The sequence below is a fragment of the Xylanimonas allomyrinae genome, from assembly GCF_004135345.1.
GTDB classification, from domain to species: domain Bacteria; phylum Actinomycetota; class Actinomycetes; order Actinomycetales; family Cellulomonadaceae; genus Xylanimonas; species Xylanimonas allomyrinae.
Window position 1 is genome coordinate 855,256 of sequence record NZ_CP035495.1, and the last position, 16,435, is coordinate 871,690.

Consider the following 16,435-nt stretch of genomic DNA (forward strand, 5'->3'; position numbering starts at 1 on the left):
GCGAGGAGGAAGACCTTCGGTGATTCGTGCTACCCACCGAGAGGCGACCAACACGTGACCGTGCCCGTCTGGGCTTGGGCCCTGACCATCCTGGCGATCCTGGCGATGCTCGCCATCGACTACATCGGTCATGTGCGCACACCGCACGCCCCGACACTGCGCGAGGCCGCGCGGTGGTCCGCGATCTACATCGCCGTCGCGCTCGTGTTCGGCGTCGTCGTCTGGGCTGCGTGGGGCGGCGAGTACGCCGGGGAGTACTTCGCCGGGTACGTCACGGAGAAGTCGCTGAGCGTCGACAACCTCTTCGTGTTCGTCCTCATCATGTCGAGCTTCCGGGTGCCGCGTGAGTATCAGCAGAAGGTCCTGCTCGTGGGCATCACGGTCGCGCTCGTGCTGCGCACGGCCTTCATCGTGGCCGGCGCCGCGCTCATCGCCAGCTTCTCGTGGGTGTTCTACCTGTTCGGCGCGTTCCTCGTGTGGACGGCGATCGCCCAGCTCCGGCACGCGGCCGAGCACGAGGAGGAGTTCCACGAGAACGGCGTGCTGCGCCTCGTGCGCCGGGTGCTGCCGACCACCCCGGCCTACGAGGGCGACCGGCTCACGACCCGGGTCGACGGCAAGCGGCTCATCACGCCGATGCTCGTCGTCATGGTCGCGATCGGCTCGGCCGACCTGCTGTTCGCCGTCGACTCGATCCCCGCGATCTTCGGGCTGACCGAGCAGACCTACCTCGTGTTCGCCGCTAACGCGTTCTCGCTGCTGGGGCTGCGCCAGCTCTTCTTCCTCGTCGACGGGCTCCTCGACCGGCTCGTCTACCTCGGGTACGGGCTCGCGGCGATCCTGGGCTTCATCGGCATCAAGCTGCTGGTCCACGCCCTGCACACCAACGAGCTGCCGTTCGTCAACCACGGGCACCACGTCACCGTCGTGCCCGAGATCCCCACCGCGGCGTCGCTCGCGTTCATCGTCGTCGTCCTGGGGATCACCACCGCGGCGTCGCTCTACCGCGACCGGCGAGTGCGCGCACTGCATGCCACACAGAGCCATGAACGTGACATCGAGCAGAGGGAGAACTGATGGTCCACGAGCTGCCGGCCTGGTTCCAGGCGGTCGCCCTCGGCGCGATGGGCGTCCTGCTGGTCGCCGACCTCGTCGTCGTCGCACGGCGCCCCCACGTCCCGAGCCTGCGCGAGAGCGCGCTGTGGGTCGCCTTCTACGTGGCTCTCGCGCTCGCGTTCTTCGGGATCCTGTGGGCCGTGGGCGGCCAGGCTCCGGCCGGCGAGTTCGTCGCGGGCTGGCTCACCGAGTACTCGCTGAGCGTCGACAACCTGTTCGTCTTCGTCATCATCATGACCAGGTTCTCCGTGCCCCGGGAGTACCAGCAGCGCGTCCTCATGGTCGGGATCATCGTCGCCCTCGTCCTGCGCGCCGGGTTCATCCTCGCCGGGGCCGCCGTGATCGAGCGGTTCGTGTGGGTGTTCTACCTGTTCGGCGCGTTCCTCATCTACACCGCGATCAAGCTGCTGCGCGGCGACGACGACGCCGAGGAGTTCGAGGAGAACGCCCTCATCCGCGCGCTGCGCCGCGTCCTGCCGCTGCACCACGAGTACGACGGCGGCCGGCTGCGCACCGACGTCGGCGGCAAGCGGCTGTTCACGCCGATGGTCGTCGTGTTCGTGGCGATCGGGTCGACCGACGTGCTGTTCGCGCTCGACTCGATCCCCGCGATCTTCGGGCTCACGCAGGACCCGTTCATCGTGTTCTCCACGAACCTGTTCGCCCTCATGGGGCTGCGCCAGCTCTACTTCCTGCTCGGCGGCCTGCTCGAGCGGCTCGTCTACCTGCCGTACGCGCTCGCGGTGATCCTCGGGTTCATCGGGCTCAAGCTCATCCTCGAGGCCCTGCACGCCAACCAGCTCTCGTTCCTCAACGGCGGGCAGGGGGTGTCGTGGGCGCCCGAGATCCCGATCTGGCTCTCGCTCCTGGTCATCCTGGGGTCGCTGACGACGGCGACCGTGGCGAGCCTGGTACGCACCCGGCGCCGGGACGCGCTCGCGGACTGACGGGAGCCCGGCGCGCGGAGCGCCGCGGGCCGGTCACCCCTGTGGTGGCCGGGCCGCCGGATCGAGCGAGCGCAGCCAGCGCCGCGCCTCCCGCGGGGAGCGCAACCGGACGACGCGTGGGTCGGTCGCGGCGAGGGCCGCATAGCGCGCCCGATAGCGCGCGTGCTCGGTCCACGCCCAGCGCACGATGTTCTGCTCGGGGTCGCGTGACAGGAGGTTCGCGAGCCGCTCGCGGTTGCCGTGCCACAGCTCGCGCCTGGTGATGCCGCGGGCGAGCGTCCGCCGGATGACGCGCCGCATGACCAGTCGCCGGGGTAGTCGAGCCACAGCACGGCGTCCGCGTCGTCGAGCGCGCCGCGCAGCGTGGAGGCCCAGTTGCCGTCGGCGACCCAGCCGGCCGCGCCCGGCCCGGCGAGGAACTGCGCGAGGCGCCGGTGGGCGTCGTCGATGTCCCGGTGGGTCCAGTCCGTGTCCCAGAACACCTCGTCGAGCTCGAGCCGCGGGACCGCGAGCCGGCGGGCGACGGCGCGTGCGAACGTCGACTTGCCCGCGCCGGAGTTCCCGACGACGCGCACGCGCCGCGGCGCGCTCATCGTGCGAGCGAGCCGATCACCGGGACCCACTCGCGCACGGTGCGTTCGGTGACGAGCCCGGCGTGGCGGAAGGGGTCGGCGTCGAGCAGCGCCGCCGCGGCGGCGGCGTCGTCCGCGTCGACGACGATGAGCGCGCCCGCGGGGGCGCCGTCGTCGGGCACGAGCGGTCCGGAGACGACGACGCGGCCCGCGTCGTGCAGCGCGCGCAGGAAGGCTCGGTGCTCGGGCCGGAGCGCGTCGAGGCGCTCGGCGTCGGGGGAGTAGACGTAGGTGACGGCGAAGACGGCCATGCCCGTCATCCAAGCACCGTCACCGGCGCCTGAAGGACACCCGTACCGGGACGGGCGTCCTTCAGGCGCCGGGATGCGCTGCGTGCCTGTCCGCACGTGATCGAGGCACCTGGCGGAGAGGCTGGCTCTGGCCGCCGGAGGTCAGGCGCGGGCCGTCGGCGCTGCGGGTTGGGGGCCGCGTGCTCGGTCGCCCAGGTCAGGGCGTAGTCCGCGATCTCCTCCCAGCCGTCCTGTGAGACCAGCCGGTGGGTGCGCCCCGTGAACTCGCGGTACTCGACGACGGCAGGCGAGCTCGTGGCGCGGTACTTCTTGACGATCGCCTTGCCGATGGCCGGCGGGACCACGTGGTCCTTGTCGCCCGTGAGGATCAGCAGCGGGGCACGGTCGGCACGCGCGAAGTCGGCCTGCGTGACTCCCTTGCCGCCGATGGCGCCGGCGACGCCCTCGAAGAACACGCGGTTGTAGGAGTTGACCGCCTGCTCGGCCCAGATGCGGTCGCTCTCCGAGCGGGGCAGGTCGTTGCCGAACGTGAAGTGGAAGTGGCGTTTGCTCAGCGGTTTGGCGCCCTTGCGCCCGAAGGGGTTCGCCAGGATGGGCGCGCCGGTCCACGCCGTCGACGGCGGGAGGGTCGAGATGCCGGCGGGCTGGCCCGGTGCGACTCCGACGTAGGCGACGCCCAGGCCACGGTCGGCGAGGAGCTGGGTGATGAGGCCGCCGAACGAGTGGCCCATGATGATCGGCTTTGCGGGCAGGGCCCGGATGATGCGCTCGTAGTGGTCGACGATCTGGGCGAGCCCGATGCCCCGCAGCGCCGACGGGTCGCGGCGTACGTCCTGCGGCGAGCGGTCGTCGATCCCGGGCCAGCCGGGCACGATCACCTCGTGGCCGGCGGCGCGGAAGCGGGCGGCCCAGGTGTCCCAGCTTTTCGGGGTCATCCAGAGCCCGTGGATGAGGACGATCGGGGGTTTGGGTGCGGTCCCGGTGGGGGTGGCGGCCGGGGTGGTGGCGGTGGCGTTCATGGTCTCGGTCCTGTCGGTGCGGGAGTCGGTGCGGGGAGTCGTGGTGGCTCCGTCCGTCGTGTAGAACGATCATTCTCCCGGGGGTGTTCCCACCACAAGACCGATCGTTCTATTCTGGGTGGGTGAAATCCGAGAGCCTTGCCCGCGCGCGCCTCCTCGACGCCGCCACCCGCCTCTTCTACGCCGAGGGCATCCACACCGTGGGCGTTGACAAGATCGTCGCGCACGGGCACGTCACGCGCGCGACGTTCTACCGGCACTTCCCGGCCAAGGAGAACCTCGTCGAGGCGTACGTCGGCGTCGAGGACGCCGCGATCCGAGCCGCGTTCGACGCCGCGCGCGCCTCCTCGTCCGACCCGCGCGAGCTCGCCGAGGCGGTCGTCGCCGGCATCGCCGACGACGTCGCGCACCGGCACTCGCGCGGCTGCCCGTTCATCAACGCGGCCGCCGAGTACCCCGACGCCGAGTCGGGCGTGCGACGAGCCGTCCGTGAGCACCGCGAGTGGTTCCGCGCGGCGCTGCGCGAGGTGGCCACGGGCGTCGGCCACCCGGAGCCCGACGTCGCCGCGGGCCGTCTCGTGCTGCTGCGCGACGCCGCCCTGGTGGGCGGGTACCTCGACGGCTGGGAGCGGGTCAAGCAGGTGTTCGTCGACTCCGCGCGTGCTGTCCTGGGGCTCGACGGCGAACCCCGCTAGGGTCGGCGACATGTCCGGACCCGAACGCGACGTCGCGGTGTCCGTCCGCGAGGCGACCCGCACGCACGGCACCGTGCAGGTGCTCGCCGCGACCTCGGCCGAGATCGCCGCCGGGGAGGCGCTCGTGGTCTGGGGCCCCAACGGGTCTGGGAAGACGACGCTGCTGCGGCTCGTCGCGGGCACCGACCTCCCGACGTCGGGCAGCGTGCACGTGCTGGGATCACCAGCATTCGACGCGCGACGCACCCGGCGCGAGGACATCGCGGTGCTCCTCGACGGACTCTCGTCCTACCCCGACCTGACCGTCGCCGAGCACCTCGCCCTCGTCGCCTCCGCCTGGGGGCGCCGCCACGTGCTCGGCACACGCCCGGCCCCCAGCGTCGACGACGCGCTCGACGCCGCCGGTCTCACCCGCGTGCGCGACCAGTACCCCGGCGAGCTGTCGTCCGGGGAGTCGCAGATGTTCGCCCTCGCCTGCACTCTCTACCGGCCCGGAGCGCTGGTCGTCCTCGACGAGCCCGAGCAGCGGCTGGACGCCGCGTGGCGGCAACGGTGCCGCGCGCTGCTCCTGGCCGCCCTGGACGCGGGGCGCACGCTCGTGGTCAGCACGCACGACAGGCTCCTGCGTGCGGCGCTGGTCGAAGACCGCACCGACGGCACCCGGCGAGGCGTCCAGATCGAGCTCGCAGCGCCCGCACGATGAGCGCGCGCGATCCCGCAGGCGCCGCGGCCTACCGCGTCTGGCGTCGCCCGCTGCTGCGACGGCGCGCCGAGAGCGGAAACGGCACCGCCTATGTCGTCTACGTGACGGCGCTCGTCGCCGGGACCTACGGCTCGATGCTCTGGTCCTTCGTCGCATCGCTCGGCCTGGGCGCGACGGTGCCGGGCTGGCCCCTGGAGCGCGTCGCGCCGCTGACGGCCGCAGCGGCCGCGGTGGCCGCCGTCGCGCTCGCGCGGGTCGGCCTGCCGCTGATCGTCCAGCCCCGCGAGGCGGTCTTCGCGCTCGGCGGCCAGTTCCGCCCGGGCGTCGTCCTGCGCGGGCGCGGCATCGCCGCGCTCGTGGGCGGCGCCGCGCTCGGCGCACTCGTCGGCGCGGCGGGTGCCGTCGGCGCGGGTGCGCACGCCGTCGCCGGGGGCGTGTACGGGGCAGCGGCGGGCGACGTCGCCGTCGCGCTCGGCGCCGCCGCGCAGGTGCGGCGCTGGCGGCGCGCGGCCGACATGACGGCGCTCGCGCTGCTCGCCCTCGCCGGCGCCGCGGCAGCAGGCGAGCGCGCGACCGCCGCGATCGCCTGCATCGACGTCGTGACGGGGCGATATGCCGCGTGCCCGGGGACGACCGCGGCCGGCGCCCCGTTCGCGGCCGGTGCCGCCTGCATCGTCGCGTGGTGGGCGGTGCTCGGCGCGGTGCCGCGCGCGCTCGACGTCGACGACGCCGCGCGCCGCGGGGCGCAGGCGGGCGGAGCCGCGCAGGGGCTGGCGATCGGCGACCTGCAGGCCGTGGCCCGCATCGTCCCCAGCGGTTCGCCGGCTCGCGCCGCGCCCTGGTCTCCTGGCCCGTGCCCTGGCTCCTTCGGCACCGGCCCGTGCTCGCGCGCGACCTCGTGGGCCAGGCCCGGCGACCGGTCACGACGCTCGTCGCGGTGGCCGCCGGGGTGCTCGGCGGGTTCAGCTCACTGGCGTTCCCGTCGTCGGCAGGACGCGTGTCGGGGGCGCTCCTGCTGTTCGCCGCGACCGGAGGGCTCGCGCGCGGCCTCGTCGCCTTCCTGCGCCAGCCCGCCCCAGGCGGGCTGCTGCCAGGACGTGGACGCCGGGTGCTCGCGGAGCATGCGGCCGTCCCGCTCGCGGGCACCGGCCTGGCGCTCGGCGTTGCGGGCGTCGTCGCGGCTGCGCTCGGCGCCGGTGCGCCGGGGTGGGGCGGCGTCGTCGGACTCGGCCTGCTCGTGGTCGCGGCCCGGGCATGGGTCGCGAGCACGCCGACAGTGCCGGCCGCGCTCTACGCGCCGATCGTCACGCCCATGGGCGACCTGTCCCAGGTGGTCGTCGGGGCGTACGTCGTGCGCGGGTGGCTCGTCGTCGCGGGCGTCGCCTGGGCCGCAGGGGACGGCTCTCCGGTCCGGCAGCGGGCGGTCGTGGTGGCGGCCGTCGTCGTGATGGGGGCGCTCGCGGCCGAGCGCGCGGAGCGGGTGTGACCGGTCGCCCACCGCTCTGCGAGGCGCGCTGCGTCCTCCGACTTGCGTCGAACACTTGTGCGAGCGTGGGTGGGCGGACCTAAGATGCCGTGGTGAGCAACCGCCTCGTCATCTCCGGCGCCCGCGAGCACAACCTCAAGAACGTCGACCTCGACCTCCCGCGCGAGCGCCTCATCGTCTTCACAGGCCTGTCCGGCTCGGGGAAGTCGTCGCTGGCGTTCGACACGATCTTCGCCGAGGGCCAGCGCCGCTACGTCGAGTCGTTGTCTGCCTACGCACGCCAGTTCCTCGGCCAGATGGACAAGCCGGACGTCGACTTCATCGAGGGTCTGAGCCCGGCCGTGTCGATCGACCAGAAGTCGACCAACCGCAACCCGCGCTCGACGGTGGGGACGATCACCGAGGTCTACGACTACCTGCGTCTGCTGTACGCGCGGGCGGGCACGCAGCACTGCCCGGTGTGCGACGAGAAGGTCCAGTCGCAGACGCCGCAGCAGATCGTCGACAAGCTGCTCGAGCTGCCCGAGGGCACGCGCTACCAGGTGCTCGCACCCGTGGTGCGCGGGCGCAAGGGCGAGTACGCCGACCTGTTCAAGGAGCTTCAGGGGCAGGGCTTCGCGCGTGCCCGCGTGGACGGCGAGGTCGTCCAGCTCACGAGCCCGCCGTCGCTGGAGAAGAAGCTCAAGCACGACATCGAGGTCGTCGTGGACCGTCTCGTGTCCCGCGAGGGCGTGCAGCGGCGCCTGACGGACTCGGTCGAGACGGCGCTGCGCCTGGCGGGCGGCCTGCTCATGGTCGAGCTGGTCGACGCGGACATCGACGATCTGGGCCGCATCCTCAAGTACTCCGAGAAGCGTTCCTGCCCCAACGACCACCCGCTCGCGCTCGACGAGGTCGAGCCGCGGACGTTCTCGTTCAACGCCCCCTACGGCGCCTGCCCTGAGTGCACGGGCATCGGCTTCCGCCTTGAGGTGGACCCCGAGCTCATCGTCCCCGACGTCGACAAGACGCTGCGCGAGGGCGCTGTCGCACCCTGGTCGCAGACGTCGAGCGAGTACTTCGCACGGGTCCTGACGGCGTTGTCCGAGGAGATGGCCTTCTCGATGGACGTCCCGTGGCGTGCCCTGCCCGAGCGGGCCCGGCAGGCGGTGCTCTTCGGGCAGAACCACCAGGTGCATGTGCGCTACAAGAACCGTTGGGGGCGGGAGCGTCAGTACTCGACAGGCTTCGAGGGCGCGGTCACCTTCATCGAGCGCCGGCACCACGAGACGGAGTCGGACTGGTCGAAGGAGAAGTACGAGGCCTACATGCGCGAGGTCCCGTGCCCGGTCTGCCAGGGTGCCCGCCTCAAGCCCGAGGTGCTCGCCGTCAAGGTCGGTGGCCGGTCCATCTGGGACGTGTGCCGGATGTCGATCGACGCGGCCGCCCAGTTCCTCGGCGCGCTCGAGCTCGGCGTGCGCGAGCGCCAGATCGCGGCCGAGGTGCTCAAGGAGATCAACGCCCGGCTCGGGTTCCTGCTCGACGTCGGTCTCGACTACCTGTCGCTCGAACGGCCCGCCGGGACGCTGAGCGGCGGCGAGGCGCAGCGCATCCGCCTGGCCACGCAGATCGGGTCGGGCCTGGTCGGGGTGCTGTACGTGCTCGACGAGCCGAGCATCGGCCTGCACCAGCGCGACAACCGGCGCCTCATCGAGACGCTCACGCGTCTGCGCGACCTGGGCAACACGCTCATCGTCGTCGAGCACGACGAGGACACGATCCGCACGGCGGACTGGATCGTCGACGTCGGCCCCGGCGCGGGTGAGCACGGCGGGCGCATCGTGCACTCGGGCGACTACGCCGGCCTGCTCGCCGCACCCGAGTCGATGACGGGCGCCTACCTGGCGGGCCGTCGGCAGATCGGTGTGCCCGAGGTGCGCCGACCGGTCGACACGTCGAGGCAGGTGCGCGTCGTCGGCGCGCGCGAGCACAACCTCCAGGGCATCGACGTGGACTTCCCGCTGGGCGTGCTCACCGCCGTGACCGGGGTCAGCGGCTCGGGGAAGTCGACGCTGGTCAACTCGATCCTCTACACCGTCATGGCCAACCAGCTCAACGGGGCCCGCCAGGTCGCGGGGCGGCACACGCGTGTCACGGGCCTGGAGCACCTCGACAAGGTCGTGCACGTCGACCAGGGGCCGATCGGCCGCACCCCGCGCTCCAACCCCGCGACGTACACGGGCGTGTGGGACCACGTGCGGCGGCTGTTCGCCGAGACGGAGGAGGCCAAGGTGCGCGGCTACGGGCCGGGCCGGTTCTCCTTCAACGTCAAGGGCGGGCGCTGCGAGGCGTGCTCGGGCGACGGCACGCTCAAGATCGAGATGAACTTCCTGCCCGACGTGTACGTGCCGTGCGAGGTGTGCCACGGCGCGCGCTACAACCGCGAGACGCTCGAGGTGCACTTCAAGGGCAAGACGGTCGCCGACGTGCTCGACATGCCGATCGAGGAGGCCGCAGAGTTCTTCGCCGCGGTCCCCGCGATCGCGCGGCACATGAAGACGCTCGTCGACGTCGGTCTGGGCTACGTGCGGCTCGGCCAGCCCGCGCCGACCCTCAGCGGCGGCGAGGCGCAGCGTGTCAAGCTCGCGAGCGAGCTGCAGCGGAGGTCCACGGGCCGCACCGTCTACGTGCTCGACGAACCGACCACGGGCCTGCACTTCGAGGACATCCGCAAGCTGCTGGGCGTGCTCCAGTCGCTCGTCGACAAGGGCAACTCGGTCATCGTCATCGAGCACAACCTCGACGTCGTCAAGAGCGCCGACTGGGTCATCGACATGGGGCCCGAGGGTGGGTCGGGCGGCGGAACGGTCGTCGCGCAGGGCACGCCCGAGCAGGTGGCCGCCGTCGAGGCGAGCCACACGGGCCGGTTCCTCGCAGACGTGCTGGCTGCGCACCCGCCGGTCGTGCAGCCCAAGCGCACCCGGAAGAAGGCCGCTGCCGCGTAGGCGCACCTGCGCCAGCCCGCACCCTGCGTGGCGCCATGCGCGGGCGTCGCCCGACGGCCCCCCTAGCGTTGCGTCATGACAGTGCAGCACGACTACTCGGTGGACCTGACGTGGTCGGACGCCGCCGGGACGGGTTCGTTCGGCGGGTATTCGCGCGACCACGAGCTCGTGGCGCCGGACAAGTCCGAGCCGCTGCACGCGTCGGCGCCCGAGTGGTTCCGGGGGACAAGGCTCGCTACAGCGCGGGCGAGCTGTTCCTCGCCGCGGTCGCTTCGAGCCACATGGTGCGCTTCCTGGAGATCGCCTCCCAGGTGGGGCTCGTCGTGGTCGAGTACACCGATCATGTCGTCGCCACGGCCCGGCTCGGCTCGCGTGGTGACGGCATGCTGACGGACCTGACGCTCCACCCGAGCGTGACCGTGCGGCCGGGGCCGCACGCCAACGCCGCGGAGGTCCTGCTGCTGCACGAGCGCGCGCAGTCGATGAGCCTGGTGCGCCCGTGCCTGACGATCGGGGTCGGCATCATGTCGGGCCGGCTGACGGTGCTCGCCGAAGAGTGACCGGGTCTGTCGGGCCCTCGTCATAAGGTGGCCGTATGCCCGATCCCGCCACCTACCGCCCGGCGCCGGGGGAGATCCCGACGTCGCCGGGGGTGTACCGGTTCCGGGACCCGCACGGCCGGGTCATCTACGTCGGCAAGGCCAAGAGCCTGCGCCCGCGACTGTCGAGCTACTTCCAGGACATCGCGAACCTCCACCCGCGCACCCAGACGATGGTCACCACGGCGGCGTCCGTCGAGTGGACCGTCGTGGGCACGGAGGTCGAGGCGCTCGCCCTCGAGTACTCGTGGATCAAGCAGTTCGACCCGCGGTTCAACGTCAAGTACCGCGACGACAAGTCGTACCCGTATCTCGCGGTGACGATGGGCGAGCCGTTCCCGCGTGCCCAGGTGATGCGCGGGGCTAAACGCTCCGGGACGCGGTACTTCGGGCCGTACGGCCATGCGTGGGCGATCCGCGAGACGCTCGACCTGCTGCTGCGGGTCTTCCCGATCCGCACGTGCTCGGCCGGGGTGTTCAAGCGTGCCGGTCAGGCCGGGCGCCCCTGCCTGCTCGGCTACATCGACAAGTGCTCGGCGCCGTGCGTGGGCCGTATCAGCCCCGAGGACCACCACCAGCTCGCGCAGGACTTCTGCGACTTCATGGCCGGCGACACCCAGCGCTTCGTGCGACGGCTGGAGAAGCGCATGCGGGAGGCGGCCGCGAGCCTGGAGTACGAGCAGGCGGCGCGGCTGCGCGACGACATTCAGGCGCTGCAGCGAGCGCTGGAGAAGAACGCCGTCGTCCTGGGGGACGCGACCGACGCCGACGTGTTCGCGCTCGCCGGCGACGAGCTCGAGGCGGCCGTCCAGGTCTTCCACGTGCGAGGGGCCGCATCCGCGGGCAGCGCGGCTGGGTGGTCGAGAAGGTCGAGGACGTCACGGACGCCGAGCTGGTCGAGCACCTGCTCCAGCAGGTCTACGGCGACACGGTCGACGACGGCGGGGCCGCGGGCGTGCCGCGCGAGGTGCTGGTCCCGGTGCTTCCGCCCGACCCGCGGCAGGTCACGGCCTGGCTCACGGGCCTGCGCGGCGCCAAGGTCGAGGTGCGCGTCCCGCAGCGGGGCGACAAGCGCGAGCTCGCCGAGACCGTGCGCGCCAACGCCGAGCATGCGCTCGCCTTGCATCGCACGCGCCGCGCCGGCGACCTGACGACGCGCAGCCAGGCGCTGCGCGAGCTGCAGGAGGCGCTCGACCTCGACAGCGCCCCGCTGCGCATCGAGTGCTACGACGTGTCGCACACCCAGGGCACCTACCAGTCGGCGTCGATGGTGGTGTTCGAGGACGGGCTGGCACGCAAGAGCGAGTACCGGTCGTTCAGCGTGCGCGGGCCCGAGGGCGAGGGCGCACGGGACGACACCGCCGCGATGCACGAGGTCATCACGCGGCGGTTCCGCCGTTACCTCGCCGACCGGGCGCGGTCGAGCGAGCTGGAGCTGGAGCTCGAGTCGGGCGAGGTCGACGCGGAGGTCGAAGAGCCGGGCGGCGGCAAGCAGCGCTTCGCCTACCCGCCGCACCTGGTCGTCGTCGACGGCGGACCACCCCAGGTCGCCGCCGCACAGCGTGCCCTCGATGAGCTCGGAGTGACCGACGTCGCCCTGTGCGGGCTGGCGAAACGGCTGGAGGAGGTCTGGGTGCCGGGGGAGGAGTACCCCGTCATCCTCGAACGCTCGTCGGAGGGGTTGTACCTGCTGCAGCGCGTCCGCGACGAGGCGCACCGCTTCGCGATCACCCAGCACCGCAAGCGCCGCTCGAAGGGCATGACCGCCTCGGTGCTCGACGGCGTCGCGGGCCTGGGTCCGGCGCGGCAGAAGGCACTGCTGACGCACTTCGGCTCGGTCAAGCGCCTGCGCGCGGCGAGCGTCGAGGAGATCGCCAGCGTCCGCGGCATGGGGACGGCCACCGCAGAGGCGGTGGTCGCCGCGCTCCACCCGGCGCCGGACGCCGCCGCCGCGCCGGACGACACGACGGTGCCGGACGACGCCGCGGCCGCGCGGGAGGGGTCGCACGGCGAGACGGCTGGCATGCTGGGCGCATGACGGAGCCGACCAACCCGCCCACGGTCCCGCACGGGGTTCCCGCGGTCGAGGCCGCCGCGCACCCGCCCGAGCGGCAGGAGCCCGAGGTTCTCGTCATCACGGGGATGTCCGGTGCGGGGCGAACCCGTGCCGCGAGCGTGCTCGAGGACCTCGACTGGTTCGTGGTCGACAACCTGCCACCGATGATGATCATCCCGCTCGTCGACCTCATGACGCGGGCGGGCTCGGCCGTCGAGCGGCTCGCCGTCGTCGTCGACGTGCGCGGCCGGCAGTACTTCGCCGAGCTGGCGGAGTCCCTGGGGCACCTGCGCGACGCGGGAGTGCAGTACCGGATCCTGTACCTGGACGCCTCGGACGAGGAGCTCGTGCGGAGGTTCGAGGCGGTGCGGCGGCCGCACCCGCTCCAGGCCGACGGGCGCATCCTCGACGGCATCGCCGAGGAGCGCCGCGCCCTCGCCTCGCTCGTCGAGCGCGCCGACACCGTCATCGACACCACGACGCTGTCGGTGCACGACCTGGCACGCGAGGTGCGCGCGGCCGTCGGCGACGGGGCACCCGAGGTGCTGCGCGTCAACGTGGTCGCGTTCGGCTTCAAGTACGGCCTGCCGCTGGACGCCGACCACGTCGTCGACGTCCGCTTCCTGGCCAACCCGTACTGGATCACCGAACTGCGTCATCTCACGGGCCGCGACGCCGCCGTGCGCGACTTCGTGCTCACCCGCCCGGGAGCCCGCCAGTTCGTCGATCGCTACGTCAGCGCGCTGGAGCCCGTGCTGGCCGGCTACCTGCACGAGGAGAAGCGGTACGCGACCCTCGCCGTCGGGTGCACGGGCGGCAAGCACCGTTCGGTCGCGATCGCCGAGGAGATCGCCGCTCGGCTGCGCGCCCAGGGTCTGCGCGTCACCGTCACCGCCCGCGACCTGGGCAAGGAGTAGCCCGTGACGTTCCCCTCCGGCAAGCCGGCCCCCTCCCTGCGCGTCTCCGGGATCCGGTCCGGGACCCCGCGCGGCCCGCAGGTCGTCGCACTCGGCGGCGGCCACGGCCTGTCCGCGAGCCTGCGCGCGCTGCGCCACGTGTCGGAGCGCCTGACCGCCGTGGTCACGGTGGCCGACGACGGCGGTTCCTCGGGCCGGTTGCGCGAGGAGCTCGGCGTTCTTCCGCCCGGGGACCTGCGCATGGCGCTGGCCGCGCTCACGGACGACTCCGACTGGGGTCGCACCTGGTCCGCCGTGCTCCAGCACCGGTTCCGCACGGACGGCCCGCTCGACCAGCACGCGGTCGGCAACCTGCTCATCACCGCGCTCTGGGAGCTGCTGGGCGACACCGTCACGGGGCTCGACTGGGTGGGCCGCCTGCTCGGCGCTCGCGGGCGCGTGCTTCCGATGGCGTCGGTGCCGCTCGTCGTCGAGGCCGACGTGGTCGGCGACGACGGCACGCTGCGCACCGTCGACGGGCAGGTCAACGTCGCGACGGCGCACGGGCGCATCGACCACCTGCGCCTGCATCCCGCGGACCCGCCGGCGTGCGAGGAGGCCGTCGCGGCCGTGCACGCGGCCGACTGGGTCGTTCTCGGCCCCGGCTCCTGGTACTCGTCGGTGCTCGTGCACCTGCTCGTGCCGCGCCTGTGCGACGCCCTGCTGAGCACGAAGGCCCGGCGTTGCGTGACGCTCAACCTGTCGCCCGATGCCGAGACCTCGGGTCTGACGGCGGTCGACCACCTTGAGGTGCTGCACCGGCATGCGCCCGACCTGCGGATCGACGTCGTGCTGGCGGACCCGTCCGCGGTCGAGGACGTCGCTGCTGCCGAGCGTGCGTCCGCTGCCCTCGGTGCGCGGCTGGTGATGCGGCAGGTCGCGCTCGGCGACGGCACCGCACGGCACGACGCGTTGCGGCTCGCGGCGGCCTACCGTGACGTGTTCGACGGCGTGCTGGGCGACGTCGGCGGGCCGTGACCGCACCGCCCACCTCATCCGGGAGGCGGATGGCGTAGCGGTCGAACACATCGAACACGCGCGGAAACTGCGGAAGTCTCCAAGCGCGCCAGCCCATGGCCCTCGGGCGTGACCGCGCCGCCCCGCGCCTGTGAGACTTCGTGGCGTCCCCCCGCTGAACGCTGCCCAAGGAACGCCCATGATCGAGAGCACGACCCCGCTGCGGATCGCCCTCCCGCCGACGGCGAACATCGACGCGATCCTCCGTGAACGCCTGCGTGCCGAGCCCGGCGCGGTGCTCGCCGAGGTGCGCCGCGACCGGGCATGGGAACCGGTCACGGTGGCCGAGTTCAACGACAAGGTGGTTGCCGTCGCCAAGGGACTGGTCGCCCTGGGCGTCGAGCCGGGCGACACGGTCGGCATCATGTCCCGCACGCGCTACGAGTGGACGCTGCTCGACTTCGCCGCGTGGGCCGCGGGCGCGGTGCCGGTCCCGATCTACGAGACGTCGAGCGCCGAGCAGGTGCGCTGGATCCTGTCGAACTCGGGCGTCTCGCTGCTCGTGGTCGAGACGGCCGCGAACGCCGCGACCGTGGCCGAGGCACGCGACGGCGCGCCGATGTGCCGCGAGGTGCTCGTGCTCGACGGCCCTGCGGGGAGCGGGGCGGTCGAGGTGCTGACCACCGCGGGGGCCGGCGTCGCCGATGCCGAGATCGAGCGCCGTCGTCGGCTGGCGACCCTCGACGACCTGGCGACGATCATCTACACGTCGGGCACCACGGGCCGCCCGAAGGGCGCCGAGCTCACGCACGGCAACTTCGCGACGCTGGCGCTCAACACGGTGGCCGACGTGCCGGAGGTGTTCAACGGCCAGGGCCGCACCATGCTGTTCCTCCCGCTGGCGCACGTGTTCGCGCGATTCATCGAGGTCGTGGCGGTCGCGGGGGGCAGCGTCCTGGGGCACTCACCCGACATCAAGACGCTGACGCTCGACCTGCGCGCGTTCCGCCCGACGTACGTGCTGGGCGTCCCGCGCGTGTTCGAGAAGGTGTACAACGCCGCCGAGCAGTCGTCGGCGGCGGAGAAGGCGCGCGGGTACTTCAACTGGGCGACGGCGGTGGCGATCGCGTACTCGCGGGCGCTGGACACGCCGCGCGGCCCGTCGCTGTGGCTGCGGTTCCAGCACGTGTTCGCCGACGGGCTGGTCTACTCCAAGCTGCGCGACACCCTGGGTGGCAAGGTGACGCACGCCGTCTCGGGCGGCGGACCCCTGGGGGAGCGGCTGGGTCACTTCTTCCGGGGCGTGGGCCTGAACATCCTGGAGGGCTACGGCCTGACGGAGACGACGGCGCCGACGTCGGTCAACCGTCCGGGCCGCACCCGGATCGGCAGCGTCGGCCCGATGATGCCCGGCTGCTCGGCCCGTATCGCGGACGACGGCGAGATCCTCCTGAAGGGTCCGCACGTCTTCCGCGGCTACCACGGCAACCCGCAGGCGACGGCCGAGGCGTTCGACGGCGAGTGGTTCCGCACGGGTGATCTCGGCGTCCTCGACGACGGCTACCTGCGGATCACGGGCCGCAAGAAGGAGTTGATCATCACCGCGGGCGGCAAGAACGTCGCCCCGGCCGTGCTCGAGGACCGTGTGCGGGCGCACGCCCTGGTCAGCCAGTGCGTCGTCGTCGGCGACAACCGTCCGTTCATCGGCGCGCTCCTGACGATCGACCCCGACGGCCTCGCGGGCTGGCTGACGATGCACGGCAAGCCTCGGGTCACGGTCGAGCAGGCGCTCGCCGACCCCGACGTCATCGCCTCGCTCGACAAGGCGGTCGCGCGCGCGAACGAGGCGGTCTCCAAGGCCGAGTCGATCCGCAAGTTCACGGTGCTGCCGGGTGACTTCACGATCGAGAACGGCTATCTGACGCCGTCGATGAAGGTCAAGCGTGCGCTCGTCCTGGCGGACTTCGCCGACGACGTCGACCGGCTCTATGCCGCGGGCCGTGACCGGCAGGCGGCGCTGACGCGCTGAGCGCG

At 72.5% G+C, this 16,435-nt stretch carries 14 protein-coding genes and 1 pseudogene; 11 read left to right on the top strand and 4 right to left on the bottom strand.

Going from position 1 to position 16,435, the window contains the following annotated elements:
• Window positions 1-54 precede the first annotated feature (54 nt).
• The gene (locus tag ET495_RS03810) at window positions 55-1,077 is read left to right on the top strand and encodes a TerC family protein (RefSeq protein ID WP_129202734.1); all 1,023 of its coding nucleotides are present in this window, start codon (window positions 55-57) and stop codon (window positions 1,075-1,077) included.
• Entirely contained in the window at window positions 1,077-2,063 is a 987-nt protein-coding gene (locus ET495_RS03815; protein ID WP_129202736.1) for a TerC family protein, read from the top strand. The genes ET495_RS03810 and ET495_RS03815 overlap by 1 nt, the downstream gene beginning before the upstream one ends.
• Window positions 2,064-2,096: 33 nt before the next feature.
• Here ET495_RS03815 and ET495_RS18445 read toward each other — a convergent pair whose 3' ends face one another.
• From ET495_RS18445 to ET495_RS03830, 3 genes are all read right to left on the bottom strand, one after another.
• Window positions 2,097-2,363 carry a hypothetical protein gene (locus ET495_RS18445; protein ID WP_245993300.1) on the bottom strand — a complete coding sequence of 89 codons (267 nt, stop codon included), beginning with the start codon at window positions 2,361-2,363 and terminating at the stop codon, window positions 2,097-2,099.
• Window positions 2,364-2,652: 289 nt separating this feature from the next.
• Window positions 2,653-2,955 (bottom strand): YciI family protein, encoded by a 303-nt coding sequence (locus tag ET495_RS03825; protein ID WP_342770146.1) that lies wholly within the window; start codon window positions 2,953-2,955, stop codon window positions 2,653-2,655.
• Window positions 2,952-3,965 (bottom strand): alpha/beta hydrolase, encoded by a 1,014-nt coding sequence (locus ET495_RS03830; protein WP_129202738.1) that lies wholly within the window; start codon window positions 3,963-3,965, stop codon window positions 2,952-2,954. Before ET495_RS03830 ends, ET495_RS03825 begins: the two co-directional genes overlap by 4 nt.
• 122 nt (window positions 3,966-4,087) lie before the next feature.
• Between ET495_RS03830 and ET495_RS03835 the strand changes: the two genes are divergently transcribed.
• Window positions 4,088-4,660 (top strand): TetR/AcrR family transcriptional regulator, encoded by a 573-nt coding sequence (locus ET495_RS03835; protein ID WP_129202740.1) that lies wholly within the window; start codon window positions 4,088-4,090, stop codon window positions 4,658-4,660.
• 10 nt (window positions 4,661-4,670) lie between these two features.
• Complete coding sequence (locus ET495_RS03840) at window positions 4,671-5,363, top strand: ABC transporter ATP-binding protein (protein ID WP_129202742.1); 693 nt, start codon at window positions 4,671-4,673, stop codon at window positions 5,361-5,363.
• A gap of 124 nt (window positions 5,364-5,487) precedes the next feature.
• Here the strand turns inward: ET495_RS03840 and ET495_RS03845 are convergent, their stop codons facing one another.
• Window positions 5,488-6,036, bottom strand: coding sequence for a hypothetical protein (locus ET495_RS03845; protein WP_129202744.1), 549 nt, complete (start codon window positions 6,034-6,036; stop codon window positions 5,488-5,490).
• A gap of 180 nt (window positions 6,037-6,216) precedes the next feature.
• Here ET495_RS03845 and ET495_RS03850 point away from each other — a divergent pair, with 180 nt between their 5' ends.
• From ET495_RS03850 to ET495_RS03880, 7 genes and pseudogenes are all read left to right on the top strand, one after another.
• The gene (locus tag ET495_RS03850) at window positions 6,217-6,849 is read left to right on the top strand and encodes a hypothetical protein (RefSeq protein WP_129202746.1); all 633 of its coding nucleotides are present in this window, start codon (window positions 6,217-6,219) and stop codon (window positions 6,847-6,849) included.
• Window positions 6,850-6,941: 92 nt separating this feature from the next.
• Entirely contained in the window at window positions 6,942-9,833 is a 2,892-nt protein-coding gene (uvrA, locus tag ET495_RS03855; RefSeq protein WP_129202748.1) for an excinuclease ABC subunit UvrA, read from the top strand.
• Between the two features lie 212 nt (window positions 9,834-10,045).
• Window positions 10,046-10,393 carry an OsmC family protein gene (locus ET495_RS03860; protein WP_129202750.1) on the top strand — a complete coding sequence of 116 codons (348 nt, stop codon included), beginning with the start codon at window positions 10,046-10,048 and terminating at the stop codon, window positions 10,391-10,393.
• A 35-nt stretch (window positions 10,394-10,428) separates the two neighbouring features.
• Window positions 10,429-12,470 (top strand): annotated as a pseudogene (gene uvrC, locus ET495_RS03865) (excinuclease ABC subunit UvrC).
• Window positions 12,467-13,405 carry an RNase adapter RapZ gene (rapZ, locus tag ET495_RS03870; protein WP_129202752.1) on the top strand — a complete coding sequence of 313 codons (939 nt, stop codon included), beginning with the start codon at window positions 12,467-12,469 and terminating at the stop codon, window positions 13,403-13,405. Before uvrC ends, rapZ begins: the two are co-directional and overlap by 4 nt.
• Before the next feature lie 51 nt (window positions 13,406-13,456).
• The gene (locus ET495_RS03875; RefSeq protein WP_129205873.1) at window positions 13,457-14,422 is read left to right on the top strand and encodes a gluconeogenesis factor YvcK family protein; all 966 of its coding nucleotides are present in this window, start codon (window positions 13,457-13,459) and stop codon (window positions 14,420-14,422) included.
• Between the two features lie 178 nt (window positions 14,423-14,600).
• Entirely contained in the window at window positions 14,601-16,430 is a 1,830-nt protein-coding gene (locus ET495_RS03880; protein ID WP_129202754.1) for an AMP-dependent synthetase/ligase, read from the top strand.
• Window positions 16,431-16,435 lie beyond the last annotated feature (5 nt).